Origin of the sequence: Actinomadura harenae (assembly GCF_003696215.1) — a bacterium.
Lineage (GTDB): Bacteria > Actinomycetota > Actinomycetes > Streptosporangiales > Streptosporangiaceae > Spirillospora > Spirillospora harenae.
Map to the genome: position 1 here is coordinate 12,143 of NZ_RFFG01000063.1, position 18,852 is coordinate 30,994.

Annotated in this window: 23 protein-coding genes; 11 read left to right on the forward strand and 12 right to left on the reverse strand. The window is 71.4% G+C overall.

Annotation, left to right across the window (positions count from 1 at the left end; all coding sequences use genetic code 11):
• Positions 1–4 precede the first annotated feature (4 nt).
• Positions 5–913, forward strand: coding sequence for an NAD(P)-dependent oxidoreductase (locus EBO15_RS28800; protein ID WP_122197600.1), 909 nt, complete (start codon positions 5–7; stop codon positions 911–913).
• Here the strand turns inward: EBO15_RS28800 and EBO15_RS28805 are convergent.
• From EBO15_RS28805 to EBO15_RS28825, 5 genes are all read right to left on the reverse strand, one after another.
• Entirely contained in the window at positions 910–1,365 is a 456-nt protein-coding gene (locus tag EBO15_RS28805) for a DUF4334 domain-containing protein (protein WP_122197601.1), read from the reverse strand. The genes EBO15_RS28800 and EBO15_RS28805 overlap by 4 nt on opposite strands.
• A gap of 81 nt (positions 1,366–1,446) precedes the next feature.
• Positions 1,447–2,595, reverse strand: a complete 1,149-nt coding sequence (locus EBO15_RS28810) for an NAD(P)-dependent alcohol dehydrogenase (protein WP_122197602.1) — start codon at positions 2,593–2,595, stop codon at positions 1,447–1,449.
• 7 nt (positions 2,596–2,602) lie between these two features.
• Entirely contained in the window at positions 2,603–3,853 is a 1,251-nt protein-coding gene (locus EBO15_RS28815) for a cytochrome P450 (protein WP_122197603.1), read from the reverse strand.
• Between the two features lie 78 nt (positions 3,854–3,931).
• Positions 3,932–4,750, reverse strand: a complete 819-nt coding sequence (locus tag EBO15_RS28820; RefSeq protein WP_233616498.1) for a crotonase/enoyl-CoA hydratase family protein — start codon at positions 4,748–4,750, stop codon at positions 3,932–3,934.
• 44 nt (positions 4,751–4,794) lie between these two features.
• Positions 4,795–5,226, reverse strand: a complete 432-nt coding sequence (locus EBO15_RS28825) for a PaaI family thioesterase (protein WP_233616499.1) — start codon at positions 5,224–5,226, stop codon at positions 4,795–4,797.
• A gap of 274 nt (positions 5,227–5,500) precedes the next feature.
• Between EBO15_RS28825 and EBO15_RS28830 the strand changes: the two genes are divergently transcribed.
• Complete coding sequence (locus EBO15_RS28830; RefSeq protein WP_233616500.1) at positions 5,501–6,220, forward strand: PaaX family transcriptional regulator C-terminal domain-containing protein; 720 nt, start codon at positions 5,501–5,503, stop codon at positions 6,218–6,220.
• Here EBO15_RS28830 and EBO15_RS28835 read toward each other — a convergent pair.
• On the reverse strand, positions 6,170–6,619 hold the full coding sequence (locus tag EBO15_RS28835; protein ID WP_122197633.1) for a YunG family protein: 450 nt from the start codon (positions 6,617–6,619) through the stop codon (positions 6,170–6,172). The two genes, EBO15_RS28830 and EBO15_RS28835, sit on opposite strands and share 51 nt — an antisense overlap.
• Positions 6,620–6,846: 227 nt before the next feature.
• On the opposite strand from EBO15_RS28835, the gene EBO15_RS28840 reads away from it, so the two are divergent.
• The 6 genes from EBO15_RS28840 to EBO15_RS28865 all read left to right on the forward strand — a co-directional run bounded on the left by EBO15_RS28840 (position 6,847) and on the right by EBO15_RS28865 (position 12,343).
• Positions 6,847–8,181: an esterase/lipase family protein gene (locus EBO15_RS28840; protein ID WP_122197605.1), complete on the forward strand. Its 1,335-nt coding sequence runs from the start codon at positions 6,847–6,849 to the stop codon at positions 8,179–8,181.
• Positions 8,182–8,264: 83 nt separating this feature from the next.
• Complete coding sequence (locus tag EBO15_RS28845; RefSeq protein WP_122197606.1) at positions 8,265–8,849, forward strand: hypothetical protein; 585 nt, start codon at positions 8,265–8,267, stop codon at positions 8,847–8,849.
• Positions 8,850–8,936: 87 nt separating this feature from the next.
• Entirely contained in the window at positions 8,937–10,010 is a 1,074-nt protein-coding gene (locus tag EBO15_RS28850) for an ABC transporter substrate-binding protein (protein WP_122197607.1), read from the forward strand.
• The gene (locus EBO15_RS28855) at positions 10,003–11,121 is read left to right on the forward strand and encodes a FecCD family ABC transporter permease (RefSeq protein WP_233616501.1); all 1,119 of its coding nucleotides are present in this window, start codon (positions 10,003–10,005) and stop codon (positions 11,119–11,121) included. The genes EBO15_RS28850 and EBO15_RS28855 overlap by 8 nt, the downstream gene beginning before the upstream one ends.
• A complete protein-coding gene (locus EBO15_RS28860; protein WP_122197609.1) occupies positions 11,121–11,888 on the forward strand; it encodes an ABC transporter ATP-binding protein in 768 nt (255 codons plus the stop codon). Before EBO15_RS28855 ends, EBO15_RS28860 begins: the two co-directional genes overlap by 1 nt.
• A 119-nt stretch (positions 11,889–12,007) precedes the next feature.
• Entirely contained in the window at positions 12,008–12,343 is a 336-nt protein-coding gene (locus tag EBO15_RS28865; protein ID WP_122197610.1) for an NIPSNAP family protein, read from the forward strand.
• Positions 12,344–12,410: 67 nt separating this feature from the next.
• On the opposite strand, the gene EBO15_RS28870 is transcribed toward EBO15_RS28865, so the two are convergent.
• The 4 genes from EBO15_RS28870 to EBO15_RS44505 form a co-directional block, all read right to left on the reverse strand.
• Positions 12,411–12,881 (reverse strand): GNAT family N-acetyltransferase, encoded by a 471-nt coding sequence (locus tag EBO15_RS28870; RefSeq protein WP_122197611.1) that lies wholly within the window; start codon positions 12,879–12,881, stop codon positions 12,411–12,413.
• 97 nt (positions 12,882–12,978) lie between these two features.
• Positions 12,979–13,644 carry a DUF4097 family beta strand repeat-containing protein gene (locus EBO15_RS28875; RefSeq protein ID WP_122197612.1) on the reverse strand — a complete coding sequence of 222 codons (666 nt, stop codon included), beginning with the start codon at positions 13,642–13,644 and terminating at the stop codon, positions 12,979–12,981.
• Between the two features lie 215 nt (positions 13,645–13,859).
• Entirely contained in the window at positions 13,860–14,279 is a 420-nt protein-coding gene (locus EBO15_RS28880; protein WP_122197613.1) for a hypothetical protein, read from the reverse strand.
• Between the two features lie 363 nt (positions 14,280–14,642).
• Positions 14,643–14,873 carry a hypothetical protein gene (locus EBO15_RS44505; protein ID WP_158628375.1) on the reverse strand — a complete coding sequence of 77 codons (231 nt, stop codon included), beginning with the start codon at positions 14,871–14,873 and terminating at the stop codon, positions 14,643–14,645.
• 169 nt (positions 14,874–15,042) lie between these two features.
• Here EBO15_RS44505 and EBO15_RS28885 point away from each other — a divergent pair, with 169 nt between their 5' ends.
• The gene (locus tag EBO15_RS28885) at positions 15,043–15,849 is read left to right on the forward strand and encodes a helix-turn-helix domain-containing protein (protein WP_233616502.1); all 807 of its coding nucleotides are present in this window, start codon (positions 15,043–15,045) and stop codon (positions 15,847–15,849) included.
• A 5-nt stretch (positions 15,850–15,854) separates the two neighbouring features.
• A complete protein-coding gene (locus EBO15_RS46285; protein ID WP_233616505.1) occupies positions 15,855–16,046 on the forward strand; it encodes a DUF397 domain-containing protein in 192 nt (63 codons plus the stop codon).
• A gap of 65 nt (positions 16,047–16,111) precedes the next feature.
• On the opposite strand, the gene EBO15_RS28890 is transcribed toward EBO15_RS46285, so the two are convergent.
• A complete protein-coding gene (locus tag EBO15_RS28890) occupies positions 16,112–16,654 on the reverse strand; it encodes a dihydrofolate reductase family protein (protein ID WP_122197614.1) in 543 nt (180 codons plus the stop codon).
• Between the two features lie 121 nt (positions 16,655–16,775).
• Positions 16,776–17,852 carry an XRE family transcriptional regulator gene (locus EBO15_RS28895; RefSeq protein WP_122197615.1) on the reverse strand — a complete coding sequence of 359 codons (1,077 nt, stop codon included), beginning with the start codon at positions 17,850–17,852 and terminating at the stop codon, positions 16,776–16,778.
• Between the two features lie 411 nt (positions 17,853–18,263).
• Between EBO15_RS28895 and EBO15_RS28900 the strand changes: the two genes are divergently transcribed.
• Complete coding sequence (locus EBO15_RS28900; protein ID WP_147481690.1) at positions 18,264–18,851, forward strand: hypothetical protein; 588 nt, start codon at positions 18,264–18,266, stop codon at positions 18,849–18,851.
• Position 18,852: the final 1 nt, after the last annotated feature.

Here is an 18,852-nt window from a genome sequence, read left to right on the forward strand (position 1 = left end):
CGGGGTGCGGATCCTGCTGCACTACGACGGGGAGTTCGAACGGCCCGGCTGGGATGTGGTGACCTGCTCGGAGCAGGACGAGGCGCGCTTCGCCGGGCTCCTCCCGGACGCCGAGGTCATCTGGCACGTCCTGCGCCCCCTGACCGGCGCGGACTTCGACCGGGCGCCGAAGCTCCGGCTCGTCCAGAAGCTCGGCACGGGCGTCAACACCATCGACCTGGACGCGGCGGAGGAGCGCGGCGTCGCCGTCGCGAACATGCCCGGCCGCAACGCGCAGGCCGTCGCCGAGACCGCGCTGCTGCTCATGCTCGCGGCGCTCCGCAAGGTCGTCGCGTTCGACGCGCACACCCGCGCGGGGCGCGGCTGGCCCGCCGACCCGGCACTGACCGGCGGCGAGATCGCCGGGCGCACCGTCGGCCTGCTCGGCGGCGGCGAGATCGCGACGCTGCTGCGCGGCATGCTCACCGCGATCGGCGCGACCGTCCTGTACACGTCGCGGACGCCGCGTCCGGACGACCCGGCGTGGCGTCCGCTGGACGATCTGCTGCGGGCGAGCGACATCGTGTCCGTCCACATCCCGCTGACCGACGAGACGCACCACCTGCTGGACCGCGACCGGCTCGCTCTGCTGCGTCCGGGCGCGGTCGTCGTGAACACGGCCCGGGGCGCGGTCATCGACGAGCGCGCCCTCGTGGACGCGCTCGACTCCGGCCACCTCGCGGGCGCGGGCCTGGACGTCTTCGAACAGGAGCCCGTCGCCCCCGGGAACCCGCTGCTGAAGCGCGAGGACGTCGTGGTGATGCCGCACGTCGCGTGGCTCACGCACGAGACGTGGGACCGGTACTTCGAGGTCGCGATGGAGAACGTCCGCCGCCTGGAGTCGGGCGCCGACCTCCTCCACCGCGTCCGCTAGGGCTCCACCGGCTGGTGGGTGAGGTGGAAGTAGAGGACGGCGGCCTCGCCCTTGGCGTCCATCGCGCCCATGAGGACGTCCGCGCTGATCCGGCGGAAGTGGTCGATGATCGGCCGCCCGTCGTAGATCATCGCGGCGGACGCGACGCCGTCGCGGACGACCTCGCGCAGCCGCGCCGAGCCCATCCCGTCGTAGGTGTAGAGGGCTCCGTCGTCGGTGCGGCAGACGAGCGGGTCCACGTTCTCGGGGTCGGTGAACCGCTTGCCGTACCAGCGCAGCCGGGTGAGCAGCCGGGCCATCCGGTCGTCCGGGTCGAACACGCCGCCGCGCCACAGCCCGGTCAGTCCGCCGGGCTCGACGGGCGGCAGCGCCCGGAACAGGGTCGCGAGTTCGCCCGGCTCCGGGCGGGTCTCTCCGAGAACGAGGGCGAGGGCGCGGTCTTCGGTGCTCATGTCCACCTCGGGGGTTTCACGGACGTCGCGGAAGAGCGGGGTGGGGATCCGTCCCTGCGGGCCTGCGGCGGTACTTCGGGCCTACGGCAGCAGGACGGGCTTCACGGTCGTGCCGGACATCGCGTCCGCCTCGGCGCGGGCGATGTCGGCGAGCGGATAGGTCTGGACGAGGCGGTCGAACGGCAGCAGGCCGCGCCGCCACAGGTCGATCATCCGGGGGACGAAGGTCCGGGGAACGGCATCGCCCTCGATGATGCCCCGAACCGTCCGTCCCATCAGCATGAGGGTGGAATCGAGTCGATAGTCCTCTCTACCCACGCCGACGAGGCCGCAGACGCCCGTCGTGCGGAGCGCGGCGACGGCGGTCGCGACGACGTCGGGCCGCGCGGTCGTGTCGAGCGTGTGGTGGAAACCGTCCGAAACCAGGGCCCGGAGCCGCCGGGCGAGGTCGGGGTCGGCGCCGTCGAAGGCGTGCGTCGCGCCCAGTTCCAGGGCCAGGTCGCGGCGGGAGGCGTGCAGGTCGACGGCCACGATCGGGTTCGCGCCGGCGAGCCGCGCGGCCATCACGGCGGACAGCCCGACCGCGCCCGCGCCGAACACGGCGATCGCCTCTCCCGGACGGACCGAAAGGGCCAGCAGCACCGACCCGGCGCCCGTCTGGATCCCGCAGCCGAGCGGCCCGAGGATCTCGATCGGCGCTTCCGGATCGACCTTCACGGTGTTCCGGACGGTCGCGATCGCGTGCGACGCGAACGACGACTGCCCGAACCACCGGTTGTGGACGGGCGATCCGGCCCGGTCGAAAGCCCGTGGACGGCCGTCCACAACGGCGGCGGCCAGGTTGAGGCGCGCCATCTGGACGCAGTAGCCGGGCCGTCCGTCGCCGCAGTTCGCGCACAGCCCGCACGAGTCGTAGGACAGGACGACGTGGTCGCCCACGGCGAGCCCGCTCGCGCCCGGCCCGACCGCCTCGACGACGCCCGATCCCTCGTGCCCGAGCACGACGGGCTTCGGCACCCGGTCGCCGGGGACGCGTCCGAGCAGGTCGGTGTGGCACATGCCGACCCCGGCGATCCGGACGAGCACCTCGCCCGGGCCCGGTTCGGCCAGTTCCACCGGTTCCAGCGTGTACGGGCCGTCGTGGGCGCGCAGGACCGCCGCCGTCGCGGTGACCCCGGCCTTCGCGGTGCCTCCCGCCGTCGCGGTGACCCCGGCCTTCGCGGTGACCACGCCCCGGTCAGCCCTTCAGGACGTAGCGGATCGGCAGGCGCTTGAGGCCGCCGACGAACGTCGTGGCGATGCCGGTGGGCTCGCCGTCCAGCTCGACCGACTCCAGGCGGGGCAGCAGCTCCTCGAAGAACGCGCGGACCTCGATCCGCGCGAGCGTCGCGCCCAGGCAGTAGTGGACGCCGAACCCGAACGCGAGGTGCTTGTTCGGGTCGCGGCCGACGTCGAAGCGGAACGGGTCGTCGAAGACGTCCTCGTCCCGGTTCGCGCTCGGGTAGGACAGCAGCAGCGAGTCGCCCTCGTGGATCGTCACGCCGCGCAGCCGGTAGTCGGTCGTGGCGGTCCGCATGAACTCCTTGACCGGGGTGACCCAGCGGATCATCTCGTCCACGGCGAGGGGCATCAGGGACAGGTCGCCGCGCAGCCGTTCCAGCTGGTCGGGGTGGGTGATCAGGGCGTGCAGCCCGCCCGCGATCGTGGACGAGGTGGTGTCGTGCCCCGCCGTCGCGATGATCACGTAGTAGGAGCCGGTGTCCATGTCGCTCAGCCGCTCGCCGTCCACGCGGGCGTTGGCGATGGCCGAGGCGAGGTCGTCGGTGGGGTGCGCGCGGCGGGCGGCGGTGAGCTCCTGGAAGTAGGCGAAGAAGTCGAGGACGACGGCGAGCTTCTCCTCCGGCGTCGTGCCGCGCTGCATCTCCTCGTCGTCGCCGCCGAACAGCTCCTGGGTGAGCTTCAGCATCCGGTCGAAGTCCGACTCGGGCAGGCCGAGCAGCGACAGGATCACGTACAGCGGGAAGTGGACGGCGACCTCCTGGGCGAAGTCGCAGCGTCCGCCGAGGTCGGCGAGCCGGTCGACGTACCGGCGGGCCAGCTCGCGGACGCGCGGTTCGAGCGCGCGCATCGCCTTGGGCCGGAACCAGTCGGCGCCGATCGCCCGGATGACCCGGTGGTCGGGGTCGTCCATGTGGATGAGCGTGCGCATCGCGGTGCCCTGGGCGATGCGCGCGGCGTTCATCCGGTCGAACGTGGCGGTTCCGAGGATGGGCCGGGGCGCGTTCCGGAACAGGTCGTGGCGCCGCTCGACCTCGAGGATGTCGGCGTGCCTGGTGACCGCCCAGAAGGGGTTGTAGCCCTCCGGCTCGACCTTGTGCACCGGGGACTCGCGGCGCAGCAGCGCGAGCGCCTCGTGGAACCGGGCGTCGTCGGCGTAGGCCGCCGGGTTCGCGAGGGCCCGGCCGGCCTCGTCTGCCGTCAGTGTCATCTCGGCTCCTCGGGAGGATGGTCCGTTACGGAACCTAGAAGCCGAATCCCATTCGGTCAAGCCTTGTCGATCTTGTCGTTAGATGTCGGAGAAATCCCCATGCCGACCATGCCCGGCGGCGAACCGCGCGGCCCCGGTGACGGCCGTGTCCAGCGACCCCAGGCCGTGCCGGTACTCGACCGCGATCGCCTCCTCGTCGGGCCGTCCCTCGGACTCCAGCACCGACAACCGGTCGCTGCGCAGCGTCGACTGCGGGAAGCACGCCAGCGACGCCGCCAGCTCCTCCGCCGCCTCCCGCGACGTCCCCGCCGGGACGACCCGGTTCGCCAGGCCGATGTCGTACGCCTCGTCCGCGTCCACGGGACGCCCCGTGAGGATCATGTCCATCGCGCGGGACGTCCCGACCAGCCGCGGCAGCCGGAACGTCCCGCCGTCGATCAGCGGGACACCCCACCGGCGGCAGTAGACGCCGAACACCGCGTCCTCCTCGACGACCCGCAGGTCGCACCAGAGCGCCAGCTCCAGCCCGCCCGCGACGGCGTGCCCGGCGACGGCCGCGATCACCGGCTTGGACAGCCGCATCCGCGTCGGGCCCATCGGGCCGTCCCCGTCCGGCGCGACACGGTTCCCGCGCCCGTCGCCCAGGCCCTTGAGGTCGGCGCCCGCGCAGAACGTCCCGCCCTCGCCCCACAGGACGGCCACCGACGCGTCGTCGTCGGCGTCGAACGCCCGGAACGCCTCGGCCAGCGCCTCGGCGGTCGGCCCGTCCACCGCGTTGCGCACCTCGGGCCGGGACAGGATCACGGTGGTGACGGTCCCGTCGCGCTCGACGCGAACACCCATGACGATCAGCTCCTCTGGTAGCCGGCCCGACCCGCCGCCCTTGCCCGTCGGCATCGGCGGCTTCGCCCGTCAGCATGGCGCTGTCGGCCGCGTCCGCGTCAGCTTTCCGGAACGAAGTGCTCCTGCGGAACCTCGATGAACACGCCGGCGGCCCGGACCGCGACCGGCCCGTCCGGCCCGCCCACCCGCGCCTCACCTTCGAGGTATGCCTTACGACCGTCGAGGCCGGTGCACCATGCCCGCACGTGGACGTCCGACCCGACCGGGACCGGCGCGAGGTAGTCGGTTTCCAGCCGTCCGGTGACATAACGGTTTCCGAGCAGCCAGGCCGCACCGCCGAGCGCCTCGTCCATCGCGGTGGCGAGCACCCCGCCATGGCAGAGGCCGGGCGCGCCCTGATGCTCTCTTCGGACGGTGAACTCGCAGGTCACGACGCCGTCCTCGACCCCCGTGTGGCGGATGCGCAGGCCGCTCTCGGCCTCGCTGCCGCAGCCGAAGCACCCGTCGAACCCCGCCAGCGAGGCGAGCATGACCGCGGCCCCCTCGCCGGACGGCGCGGGCGCCGGCGCACCGGGCGGCGGAGTCGTCCGCGACGACGCGGGCCCGGGCCGCGCGGGCCGGGAGGCCGAAGGGGAAGGCGGGGAGGACGTCATGCGCACCACACTCCGAGCGTCGTTCGGTATCCCCGGCAGCGTACGAGCCCACCCCGGCCCGCCCCAGGCCCGGGGCCCGCGCAGCGGTCGGGTAAGCGTTGTGAGGGTGGGGGCCGGTAGGGTCCGGCTCAGGATGACGAACCATCTGGGAATGCGCCCGCTCACCGCCCGGTCGGTCGTGCTCAGCACGCTTCTCGGCGTGCATCCGCCCCGGCTCCCGGCGCGCTACCTCGTGCGCGTGGGCGAGCGCTTCGGCATCGCCGAGGGCACCGTCCGGGTCGCGCTGTCGCGCATGGTGGCGTCCGGCGACCTCGTCCAGGAGGACGGCGCGTACGCGCTCACCGAGCGGCTGCTCTCCCGCCAGCGCCGCCTGGACGAGTCCCGCGACCCGCGCACCCGCCCCTGGGACGGCATGTGGGAGATCGCCGTCGTCACCGCCGAGCGCCGCCCCGCCGCCGCCCGCGCGGCGCTCCGCCAGGCCATGTCGGAACTACGCCTGGCCGAACTCCGCGAGGGCACGTGGCTGCGCCCGGCGAACCTGGCGCGTCCGCGCCCCGAGATCGTCGAGAGCCAGTGCGTCTTCCTCACCGGCGGCCCCGAGCGCTCCCCCGTGGAGCTCGCCGCGACGCTCTGGGACCTCACCGAATGGGCGGGCACAGCCCACGCCCTCCTGGAGGCGCTCGGCACGTGCCGCACGTTCGCCGACCGGTTCACGATCTCGGCCGCCGTCCTGCGCCACCTGCTGGAGGACCCGATCCTCCCGGACGAGCTCCTCCCACCCGGCTGGCCCGGCCCGGCCCTGCGCGAGAACTACCGCGCCCTAGCGGCCGACCTGGACCGCCTCATCCTCGAGCACGTCACCACCCCCTAGCTCCGGATACCAGCCGAGGTGCTCGGCGACGCGGTCGCGCAGCAGGAGGTACTCGTCCTGCCTGATGCGCGGGTAGGGGAGCGGGCGCTCGACGGTCTCGCACCGGACGACGCGCTGCCCGTCGAGGAACTGCTCCAGCGTCATGTCGATCTCGAGGCCGCTGTCGAGCAGGTTCCACCAGTGCGCGCACACGGGTTCGCCGTCGGCCGTGAGGACCTCGCCGCAGACGAGGCGTCCGCCGAAGAAGTCGTTCACCACCAGGGACGTGATGTCGCAGTGCCCCCAGGCCGGGTTGCCGGGCGTCCAGGGGGCGCGTTCGAGGTCGTCCGGGGAGCAGGTGTCGCCCGCCCAGCTCGCCCGCAGGGCCCCCGCGATCTCGTCCAGTGTCAGTGCGCGCATGCCGTCCACCCTCACATCCGCCTCCGACAGTTCCGCCGACAGCTACGCCGACACTTCCGCCGGTCACGAGGCCCGGAACACCTTTTCTGGACGTCCGACTCCTGTAAGGAGCGGATTCAGGACTCACCGAAAGTCACTCACCGTCCTTAATGGAGAGCGTGTTGTCACCATCGAAGTCCTCCACGTAGAGAAGGGGAGGCAACATCCCCTGGATCTCGGAGGTGCCGGTGGAAGCTCGGATCGACGTCAAGGTCGGCAACAAGCCCTCGCAGGACGAGACGCTCCCCGAAAGCCAGATCGCCCAGGTCGAGGCGGCGCTCCCCACCGGGGTGCTGTTCTCGCCGCCCTACCCGAACACCACGGCGGCGCACCGTCCGCCGGACCTGGAGTGGGAGCTGATCGGCGCCTGGAGCTACCAGGGCCTTCCCGCCACCGGAACCGCCCACGTCTACTTCGGGCAGGGGCACTCCGAGCTGCGGCGGCCCCTGATCCTCGCGGACGGCTTCCGGTACGGCCCGAGCGACATGCCCGGCCTGTACGACTACCTGAACACCCCGTACACCGAGGGGCAGCCGGGCCTGCTCGACGAGCTCCGGCAGCGGGGCCACGACGTCATCCTGCTCGGCTTCGGCGAGCGGCACACCTACATCCAGGCGAACGCGGGCGTCGCGGCGTCCTGCATCTTCCGGGCCATCGCCGAGAGCGTGGGCGACGAGGACCTGACGGTCGGCGGGATCAGCATGGGCGGGCTCATCACCCGCTACGCGCTGGCCCGGCTCGAGAGAAACCGCATGGACCACCGGACCGCGCGGTACTTCTCGCTGGACTCGCCGCACAACGGGGCGTGGGTCCCGCTGATCCTCCAGCAGCTCGCCTACTTCTCCGAGAAGTACGGCAAGAAGCCGGAGCCGGGGCAGCCGTCCCAGGCCGACCTGATCAAGAGCCCCGCCGCGCAGCAGCTGCTGTGGGCGTGGGTGCCGTCCGAGGACTACTCCGGCCCGGTCGCGACGGCGAGCCCGCTGCGCGCCCAGTTCCTGGAGGACCTGCGCGCCGTCGGCTGGTTCCCGATGCGGCCGATCAAGCTCGGCATGGCGTCCGGACGCGGCGACGGCACCGGCAACGGCGTGCCCGCCGGGGCGCAGGTCTTCGACTGGAACGGCCCGCTCGGCGTCCAGGCGACGGCCCTCACCCAGCCGGACGGCGGCGTCGACCAGTACATCGGCGGCAAGAAGATCCTGTGGCGGGCCAACTCGACGACCACGGCGGTCCCGGCCCACGACGGCGCTCCGGGCGGCACGCTCGACTCGTTCAAGCTGGTGGCCGAGGAGCTCGGGATCGAGATCGACCCGGTCTTCGAGAACACCTGCTTCGTCCCGACGATCAGCGCGGTCGCCGCCTCGTTCGACCCGGTCGCCTGGCCGATGGACCTGACGACCCGCGCCAACGACCTCGACCCCGACCAGTACGACCTCGACGCGTTCGTCTGCGACGAGACCAACTCCCCGCACGGCCTGGTCACCGAGCCGCTCGCCACCTGGTTCCTGAACCAGCTCGGCAAGTAGTCCCGGTGCCGCCGGCCCCCGCCGTGGCCCCACGGCGGGGGTCGGCATGCGGCCACGGGAAAAAGGATCTTAGGCTTGCCTTCGTGATCACTCCGGGAGCGGCGGCGCCGCGGTGCGCGCGGGGACTGTTCCTCGCGGCCGCCTGCACCGCGCTCTCGCTCGCGGGCCACACCCTCGGCGCGCGCGGCGCCTGCTGCGTCCCGCCGCTGCCCGCGGTCCTCGGCACCGGTGCCGTGGTCGGGCTGCTGTGCGTGGCGGTCGCGGGCCGGATGATGTCGTTCTGGAAGATCCTCGTCGTCGTGGGCTGGGCGCAGGTGGCGTTCCACGTGGCGTTCACGGTGTTCAGCGGTCCCGGCGTCCACCACGGCATGGCGCCGCCGCCCGCGATGGCGGCGGGCGGCCTGACCTGGTCGATGATCGCCGGGCACGCGGTCGCGGCGCTCGCCGCGTCGGTGCTGCTGGCCGGGGCCGAGCGCGCGCTGTGGTGGCTGTGGGGCGCGGTGTTCGCCGTCGCCGCCGTCGTCCTGCTGGTGCTGGGACGTCCGGCCGAGTCGTGGCGGCCGTCCCGGATCGCGTTCGCCGACTCCCCCGCTCCCCGGCTCGGTGTGCTGCTGGCACGGGCCGTGCGGCGTCGCGGGCCTCCGGTGGCGGCGTCGCACGCCGCCTGAGCCCCCTCGGATCGTTCGTGGCCGGTGGGCCGGTCGGGCGTGCCTCGCATGCCCTTTCCACCACCGGATCACAGGGAACGACCCCTCATGTTCAAACGCAGGACCCTCGCGGCCGTCACGGCCGCCCTCCTGACGTCCGCCGGATGCGCGGGCGCTGGCACCGGCTCGTCGACGGACGCGCTCGACGACGTCCTGACCTCTCCCGGAAGGACGACCTATCCGTTCAGTGTCGACAACTGCGGACAGAAGGTGACGTTCACGCGTCCGCCCGAGCGGGTGCTGATCCTCAACGGGACGTCCGTGGCCGAGTCCGAGAGCTTCGTGCTGCTCGGCCTGCAGGGACGCGTCCTCGCCAACGCCCAGTCGTACGGCGTCTCGGACGACCCGTCGATGACCGCGCGCGTCGCCGCCCTCCCCAAGGGCGGCCTCACGATGAACCGGAACTTCGAGGTCCCCGCCGAGCAGACCCTCGCGGCCAAGCCCGACCTCGTCATCTCGACCTGGTCGGGCGGGTTCGACCCCAAGCGCGGGCTCGCCACGCGCGGGCAGATCACCGCGGCCGGGGCGAACACGCTGGTCAACCCCGTCAACTGCGCGCTCGGCAAGCCGGAGGCGGGGCCCGCCGAGAAGAAGGCGTACGAGGGCGTGTCGATCGACTCGTCCCGGGCGTTCCTGCTGCTGCTCGGACGGATCTTCGACGTCCAGTACAAGGCCGCCGACGTCGTCCACGACCTGCGGAAACGCGTGGACGACGTCCAGCGCGCGGTCGCCGGGAAACCCACCCGGAAGGTGCTGCTGGCCTATCCCGGGATGGCGATGATGAACGCGAACGGGCTGCCCGCCGTCATGACCGGGCGCATCACCGACGACGTGATCCGCGCCGCGGGCGGCGTCAACGCCTTCGCGGGCCGCGACCGCGACACCACCAGCACCCTCAACAAGGAGCAGCTCGCGACCGCGCGGGTGGACGTGCTGGTCGTCGGCGTCTTCTCCGCCAAGGAGGACCCGGACGCCGAGGCCCGCGCCCTGTTCGCCGCGTACCCGCAGTGGTCGGCGTCCCGCACGCGCACCTACACGACGGTGTCGGACGGAGCGTTCCTCGGCCCGCTCAACGCCTGGGCCGTCGAGCGCATCGCGAAGGCGGTGCACGGCGTTGGCTGACACGAACGAGAACGCAGCAGCCCGCATGGGCGGCGGCAGGGCGGACGCCGCTCGGGCCGATGGCGGCAGGGCGGCGCGGCGTCCACATCTCGTGTCGGGGGTGTGGACGGGGGTGCTCGTGGCCGGGCTGGCGGTGGCACTCGGTGTGGTGTGCGTCGTCGCGATCTCGCTCGGGTCGGTCGGGGTGCCGCTCGGCGCGACGTGGCGCGTGATCGTCGCGCACGTCACCGGGAGCGGCGGCGCGGATCCGCTGCACGACCAGGTCATCTGGGACATCCGGACGCCGCGCGTGCTGGTCGCGGCGCTCGTCGGGGCCGGGTTGAGCGCGGCGGGCGTCGCGCTTCAGGCGCTGGTGCGCAACCCGCTCGCCGATCCGTACGTGCTCGGCGTCTCGTCCGGGGCGTCGCTCGGCGCGGTGCTGGTCGCGGCGCTCGGGGCGCCCGCGCTCGGCGGGCTCGGCGTGACGGGCGCGGCGTTCGCGGCGGCTCTGGTCAGCGTCCTGCTGGTGTACGTGCTGGCGCAGCGCGGCGGGCGGCTGCTCGACTCGCGGCTCGTCCTGGCCGGGGTCGCCGTCGGGTACCTGTGCCAGGCGGCGACCAGTTATGTCCAGTTGCAGCTGGACCCGTCGGAGTTGCAGAAGCTGATGTTCTGGCTGATGGGGAGCGTCGCGGGCGCGACCTGGAACGACCTGCGGCTGCCCGCGGCCGTCATCGCCGCCTGCACGCTGTACCTGCTCGCCCAGGCCCGGAAGCTGAACGCGCTGCTGGCCGGGGACGACGCCGCGACCTCGCTCGGCACCCCGGTCCGGACGCTGCGGATCACGCTGCTCGCCATCGCGTCGCTGCTCACGGCGACGGCGGTCAGCGTCGTCGGCGGGATCGGGTTCATCGGGCTGATGGTCCCGCACGCGGCCCGGTTCGTGGTCGGGGCCGACCACCGGCGCGTCCTGCCCGTCGCGACGCTGCTCGGCGCGGTGTTCCTGGTCGTCGTCGACCTGGCGACACGCACCGTGGACCGTCCGAACGAGCTGCCCGTCGGCGTGTTCACGACGGCGATCGGCGTGCCGTTCTTCCTGTGGTTGCTGCGCCGCCGGACGGGAGGGACGGCCTGATGCGTCTCGATCTCTCCGATGTCACGGCCACGGTCGACGGCACCGACATCGTCACGGGCGTCGCGCTGACCGCGGAACCGGGGCAGTTCGTCGGGCTCATCGGCCCGAACGGCAGCGGCAAGTCGACGCTGCTGCGCACCGTGTACCGGACGCTCCGTCCGTCCACCGGTGTCGTGTCGCTCGACGGGGACGACCTGTGGCGGATGCGTCCCCGCACGGCCGCCCTCCGCCGCGCCGCCGTCACGCAGCACGGCGATCCGGGCGGCGAGTTCACGGTCGCCGAGGTCGTCGCGATGGGACGCGGCCCGCACCAGGGGCTGCTCGACCGCGAGTCCGAGGCCGACCGGGCGGTCATCGCGGAGTCTCTGGAGCGGGTCGGGATGGACGGCAGGTCCGACCGCCTGTTCGCGACGCTGTCCGGTGGCGAGCGGCAGCGCGTCCTGCTGGCGCGGGCGCTGGCGCAGCGCGCGCCGCTGCTCGTCCTGGACGAGCCGACCAACCACCTGGACGTCGGCGCGCAGCTCGGCCTGCTCGACCTGGTCCGTTCGCTGGGGCTCACCGTCGTGGCGGCGCTGCATGATCTCGACCATGCCGCCGCCTACTGCGACCACGTCGTCGTCCTGCGGGACGGACGCGTCCAGGCGTCCGGGCCGCCATTGGAGGTGCTGACGCCCGCGTTCATCGCCGAGGTGTTCGGCGTGCGCGCCCACATCGGCCCGCATCCGCTCACCGGGCGTCCGCACATCGCCGTCGCCTCCCCGGCCTGACCGCCCGGGGTGGCCTCCGGGCTTCCGGAGACCACCCCGGGCGGCGGCTTGTAGAGTCCGATCGCCATGATCAGGAACCTGGTCGCGGCCGATCGGACCCCCTGCGAAGGATGACCCTCGTGATTCTCGAGATGCGTACATATCGCCTCAAGCCAGGCACCCGCGACGAGTTCCTCCGCGTGATGCGGGAGGAGGCGATGCCGCTGCTGGAGAAGGCCGGGCTGCGCGTGGTCGACTGCGGGCCGTCCCTGGTGGCCGAGGACGGTCACGAGGAGGCGTACCTGCTGCGCGCGTTCACCTCGGTCGAGCAGCACCGCGAGCAGGAGGACGCGTTCTACTCCAGCGACGAGTGGCGCCACGGCCCCCGGGAGGCGATCGTCTCCCGGATCGACTCGCTGCACTCGGTCGTCATCGAGGTCCCGGAACAGGCCGTCGCCGAGCTCCAGCGCGTGTGACCTCGTCCCGTCCATAGGCCGATGGCGCTCGACGCCATCGGCCTGCGGCCGCCCGTCCCACCAGCACTCACCGAGTGGTGTCCGGCGTCCAGCGAAGTGTCATGTCGGGCAGGTTCTCCATGTTGCGCTCACCGTCGTTGGTGTCCAGGACGGTGAAGCCGCGACGCTCGTAGAACGCGCGGGCGTCGGTGTTCTGCTGGAAGACGTGCAGGGACAGCCCGTCGGGGCTATGCCGCCTGACCTCGTCGAGAAGGAGCGTGCCGATTCCCTGTCGCCGGACGTCCGGGCGTAGGTAGAGGTCGTCGAGCATGTCGCCGTCCAGAGCCGCGTAGCCGACGACCTCCGCATCGCGCACGGCGACCCAGGCACGGCACTGTTTCAAAAGGACGTCCCGGACCCACTGCGTCACCTGCTCGCGAGTATGCGTCTGTGGGGGCAGATAGGGCATGGTCTGCGACCGAGAGGTCATGTGGATTTCCGCGATCACAGCGGCGTCCGCCGCCTCCGCGTCCCGGATCCGGATCTTGTCGTCGCTCACGCCCGGAACCTACAGGCCTCAAGCCGGCGGACGACCGAAGCGGCGACCGAGGGAACCTCGATCGCCGCTGATCGGCCGGTCGGTCGCGCCCGCCCACTCAGAGGCTGCGGGCGGTGATGGCGCCGTTGGGGGTGGTCGCGTGGATCTCCAGCGCGACGGTGCCGTCGTTCTTGAGGGAGTTGGTGACGCGGCCGTTGCCGGCGCCCGCGTCCAGCGAGGCGGAGACGCCCGCGGCCGCGCCGACCGTGATGTCACCGGTCTGGGTGGCCAGCACGACCTTGCCGCCCTGGGCCTCGCCGACCGTGATGTCTCCCCGCGAGGTGGAGATCTCACCGGAGCCGCTCATCCGCCCGACCTCGACATCGCCGTCCACGGCCTTGAGGCGCAGGCCCGCGACCTCGTCGAGCTTGATCTCGCGGTACGCGCCCTCGAAGGCGACGTCGCCGAGGCGTCCGGTGGTGACGAGCTCGGCGCTGCCCGACTTCGCCTCGACGGTGGACCCGGCGGGCAGCTGCACCGTGACCTCGACGGACCCGGACGAGCCGAAGTACTGGTTGCCGGCGGTTGCCGCGCCGATCCGCAGGACGCCGTCCGCGAACTCGACCGTGGTCTGCTCGGCGGCCTTGACGTCGCGGCCCTTGGAGTCGTTCGCGGGCAGGACCACCACGGTGGTCTCGTCCTGCTCGACGGCGATGATCCGAACCCGCCCGGCGGGGACGTCCAGGACGAGGGCGATCGGGGCGGCGGTGTCGAACTTCTGCATCGTGAGCTCCTGAGGGACTGGGGCGACCGATGCCGCCCGTCGTTTCGAACAATGCAAACGCTACGTTGCTTTCCACATCTCTACAAGCTCGACGTTGCATGAAACAAACATCACCGCAGTTCATGCCCGCAATATTGTTGCAACGCCCTCGACGCTAACGCAACGAACACTCTCACTATCGTTGCATTGAACTGGAAGTGAACGCTACCTCCGGGTCAGTGGCAGTCCTGCTCGGCGGCCACCACGTACAGGCCGACGAAGTAGGACGAGTCGAGCGTCCAGAACCCCCACGCCACCCCTTGGCCCAGACGCAGCTCGTAGAGGGCCGTCCCGAGCCGCGTCTCATCCGAAGGGGCGGACGCGCCCGCGACCTTCGACTTCAGGTCGTCCCACTGCCGGGACAACCAGGCGACACCGTCCTCCGGCGTCCGCGCGACGTGATCGATGAGCCGCGGGGACTTCTGAAGCCATTCCTGAACCACGAGCGGCGCGAGGTCGGACGAAGGATCCCGCCGCTGGGCGTCACTCCGGTACTGATCCCCGGTAGCCCGCCACAAATGGCAATGCCAGTGAACCTGCATGCCCGTCCACACCTCGGGCTCACACTTCCAGAAGTCATAGTCGAACGAGCTCACGCGAAATCACCACCACGTCTGTTCAGAGGCCGGACTGGGCGCGTAGGCGGGCGAGGCGGTCGCCGAGTTGGTCGGGGGTTTCGGCTTCGATCAGGTAGCCGAGGCCAGGGCCGGGAACGTAGGCCCACCAGCTGAACGTGAAGACACCCCACCAACAGTGGATGCCCGGAAAGCACGCGCGCAGACGCGCGATGGGCGTGGGGTGCCGCCCGTCCGGGACGTCCCTCCTCAGGATGTACGAGACGTCGCCGGACGGGCGGGGTGGAGTGGGGGGAGGGGGCGCGGACGGTGAGGGTGGGGGCCCACTCACCGGCCACGCCGTCCCCTCCCCCCGGCGAGCCGGGCTGTGGCCGTAAGGCGGGGTCATCGGGAGCCTCCCAACTTCCCGTTCCCCCACCCGTGCGCGCGCAGCGCGGCCCGCAGTTCGGTGGCGGTATCGGCGTCGAACGCGTCCCGCTCGTGCAGTTCGTCCATCGACAGCGGGCCTCTTAGTGCCCACCAGCGTCCCTTATCGCTGAGGATGAATCTCCACGCCGGGAAATCCTCTTCAAGGGCGGCAAGAGCTGCGCCGTCGGGGATGCGCCGCATGTCCATATCGGGAGAACCTTCGCGTTTGAGAACCGTTTCGAATTCGTGTGAACACCATCACAGTCACGGGGTTATTCTCGGAAGGGCTTGGGCAAGACCACCGCCCGACCAGCCCCCTGGTCAGGTGGGATCCAACGTGACCGGCGCGTCCGGTCAAGCTCCCCGGGAGGGTCGAATGTCGAACGTCCTCAACCCCGCCTGCGCGTTCTTCGGCCGCGAGTTGCAGCGCATGCGCACTCGCCTCGATCTCACACAGGAGCAGCTCGCGTCCAAACTCGGCTGCTCCCCCGGATGGGTATCAAAAATGGAGAGCGGAAAGAAGATCTCGAAGGACAGCGCCGAAGACCTCGACACGTTCTTCAAGACGGACGGCATCTTCCTCCGCATGTGGGAGCTCTCCAAGGAGATCGAGCTCCACGCCGCCGTCCCCCCGGGCTTCCCCGAGTACCTGATCTACGAGGGCACGGCGACGTCCTGCCGCTTCTTCGACGCGAACCTGATCAATGGCCTGCTTCAGACCGAGGCATACGCGCGCGCTGTGTTCAGCGCCAACGAGTTCCCGGACTTGGCGGAGGGCTTGTTGGCAGAGAGACTCAAGCGCCAGGAGATCTTCACGAAGCCGAACGCCCCTTACTGCTTCTTCGTCATCGACGAGGTCGCCCTGCGCAGGCAGGTGAGCGACAAGAAGGTGATGCGCGAGCAGTATCAGGCCCTGATCGATGCCGCGCAGCTTCCGAACGTCTCGATCAGCGTGATTCCGGCGGATACCGGATACCACCCGGGCCTGACCGGGAGCTTCACTGTCCTTGGCCTAGAGGATGGCACCCACGTTGGCTACACGGAATCCGCAGGAACCGGGATGTTGATCAACGAACGCACGCAGGTCGCCAAATACCTGTTGCGTTACGAGACGCTCAGGGGATATGCCATTTCCGTATCAGAGTCACTTGCTCTGATCAGGAGACTCCTGGAGGAATTGTGAAGCTGGTGGATCAGGCAGCGGCACAGTGGCGCAAGAGCAGTCACAGCGGACACGAGGGCGGGCAGTGCGTGGAGGTTGCGGATCTGACGGGATCAGTGGGGGTGCGGGACTCCAAGGCGCCTGATCGGGGTCGGCTGGTGTTGGACGGGCGGGAGTGGCGTTCGTTCGTCCGGTCCGTTCGGGAACTTGCGGCCTGACGGACGTCCCTTCGGGCTTGGTGGGCCCCGGTCGCTGGGTGCGGCCGGGGCCCTTGTGCGTTTGGTCAGGGCTGGGGTGTGAAGGTGTGGGCCACGGCTCCGGCGGTGAAGGCGGTGGTGCTGGTCGGGGTGAGGTTGAGGCGCTCGAGAAAGATGCGCTCGCCTGTGCCCAGGATGACCGGGTGGACGATGAGGCGGTACTCGTCGATCAGGCCCGTCGCGACCAGTGACCTGGCGAAACGGACGCCGCCGTGGGCGAGAAGGTATCCGTCCTCCTCTTCCTTCTTGAGGTGGGTGATGGCCTCGGTCAGGTCTCCGGGGACGATCGTCGTCTCGGGCCAGTCGGCGGACGTGAGCGAGTCGGAGAACACGATCTTGGGGATCTCGTTCATCGGCTTCGCGAACGGCCCGGAGTCGCCGGGCCAGTGGGCGGCCATCACCTTGTAGGACGCGGAGCCCATGAGGTGCGCGGCCGCGTTGCTCACGGTCTCGACACTCCAGCTCAGGGCGTCGGCGGAGCCCCCTGCGGCGATCCAGTCGCCGCTCCCGTCGGCCGGTGCGACGAAGCCGTCCAGCGAGACCGACATCTTGAGGACCAGTGAGGCCATGGGCTCTTCCTTCCGGGGAGGGGCACGTGCGTGCTCCGATCATTCGCACGCTCAGACCGCGGGTTCCCCGAAAACTCATCGCGTTTCGCGCCGTCGGGACGTCGAGCGTCCCGAGTGCTTGTCAGCGGGGGGCGCCGATGCGGGCGGCCATCTCGTACAGGCCGTGCGGTTTCGGGCCGGGGGCCTGGATGATGTTCCCCACCAGGGCGCGGACGGAGGGGCGGCGGTACTCCTCCGGGGCGGTCGCCTCCGCCGTCCTCAGCAGGACGAACGCGTCCGCGGTGCGGCCGTGGCGGACGAGGGCGCGGGCCTTGTCGATCACGAAGCGCTGCCTGCGCTCGGCCGAGGCGAGGCGGTGCGGACGGACCCGGTCGGCGGCGTCCAGGGCGGCGGCGGTGTCGCCGAGCGCGGTGCACACGCTGATCCGGTAGACGTCCACGTTCGTCGGCGTGAACGAGCGGTGCCCGGCGGTCCGCGCGGACGTCCCGCCGATGCGGACGGCCGCCCGCTCCGCCTCGTCCAGCAGGTCCAGGGCGACGCCGTCGCGACCGCCCTGCGCCGCCGCGTAGGACGCCGCGCACAGCAGCGACCCGTAGTCGGCGAGGGTCTCGGGCGTGGGCCGGGCGTGCCGCACCAGGTCGTTCGCGGTCCCGGCGAGAAGCCGGGTCGCCGAGTCGCAGCGTCCGACGCGGCGCATGGACATTCCGACGGCGAGCGACGCGGCGGCCACGACGGACGGGGTGCCGCTCGCGCGCGCGGTTTGGAGCGCCCGGTCGCCGGACACCCAGGCCAGGCTGTTCTCGTTCCGCTTCACCGCGAGTTCGCACGACAGGATGTACGCCTGCGCGAGCAGCGCCGAGTACCGCGCCCGTTCCTCGCCCACGCCGTCGTCGCGTCCCACCGAGGCCGCGTTGATCAGCCGGGGAAGCCCCCGGGCCGCCTCGGCGTACCGGCAGTCGGCGTACGCCCGCCACGCCCGGTCGAGCACCCGCCGCAGGACCGGGACGCCCGGTGTCGCGATCCGCTCGGGCGCGGCGACCAGAACCGCTTCGATCGGGCCGGTCACCGGATCGGCGGACGAGCCGACAAGCCCCCCGGCCAGCGTCACGCCGCCCAGCATCAGCAGTTCTCGCCGGAGCACGTTCTCACCCGCCTCTTCGTCGTCCCGGGAATCCTGCCCGACGACCCGCGCCGTCACTCGCGACACGATCGGCGCTTTGCCAACCCAAGCCTCCGGAAACCCCAGATCCGTCTCGGACAGGCCGGTGAAGGAGCTCAGCCCCTGCCGATATTTCCGGCCCGGACGGACTTCACCCCTTTCCCAGAGGCCGACGAGATTACCGTTGGGGGCGACATTGATCTTGAGATTCTCACGCATGAACGCGCCGAGTCGCTCGGCGAACTCATGCTGTGAGTACCCGAGGGCGGTCCGGGCTCGACGAAGCAAGTCATTTCCCCGATATTCCGACACAACGCTAGTGTCCGCCGGGGTCTCCGATTGATCCAGCCTTGTGTGGATAATTGGGCTGACGGCTGTGTGGCCCCCTCAGATCACCGCTCCCAGAATGGAGACACCCGCGTTCTCCACTGCCTCGGGAGGGTGTTCTTCATGGGATTCCAGGGAAATGCAATTCTCCGATCTTATGCGGAGAGGGGGCCGGTCGACGCCTGGGACCGGCTCTCCCGGTGCCTGTCGCTGGAGGGCGGGTACGCCGTCCGGCTCGGCGAGGCCGTCCACGCGGTCCGGTCGGGGGCCGCGCGGACGCGGCGCGGCGTGGACGGCGTCCTCCGGGCCAAGGCCGTCAACCTGGAGCGGGCCGAAGCGCTGCTGGCCCGCCTGCTGGAGCACGGCGACCGGTCCCGGCTCTGGGGTGAGCTGGACGAGCGGGTCGGCCGTCTCGACCTCTCCGACCTGGCCGAACGCTGGACGGGTCCGCTCGTCTCGTCCCCCGCGTCCGCGTGGGGGACGATGCGGCGGCACGGCGTCCGGGCGTTCTGCGAGACGACGGCCGTCCGGCTGATCGACCTGAACGCGGCGCACGCCCGCTGGGTCGGCGCGTGGGACGCCGAGCGCCGGACGGGCCGGGCCGACCACCTCGCCGAACTGGACGGTCTCGTCGCGGGCGCGGTGGCGCTGTGGGACGCGGGCGTCCAGCGGCGGGCCGTCCACGCCCTGCTCTACCTCCCCGAGGAGTGAC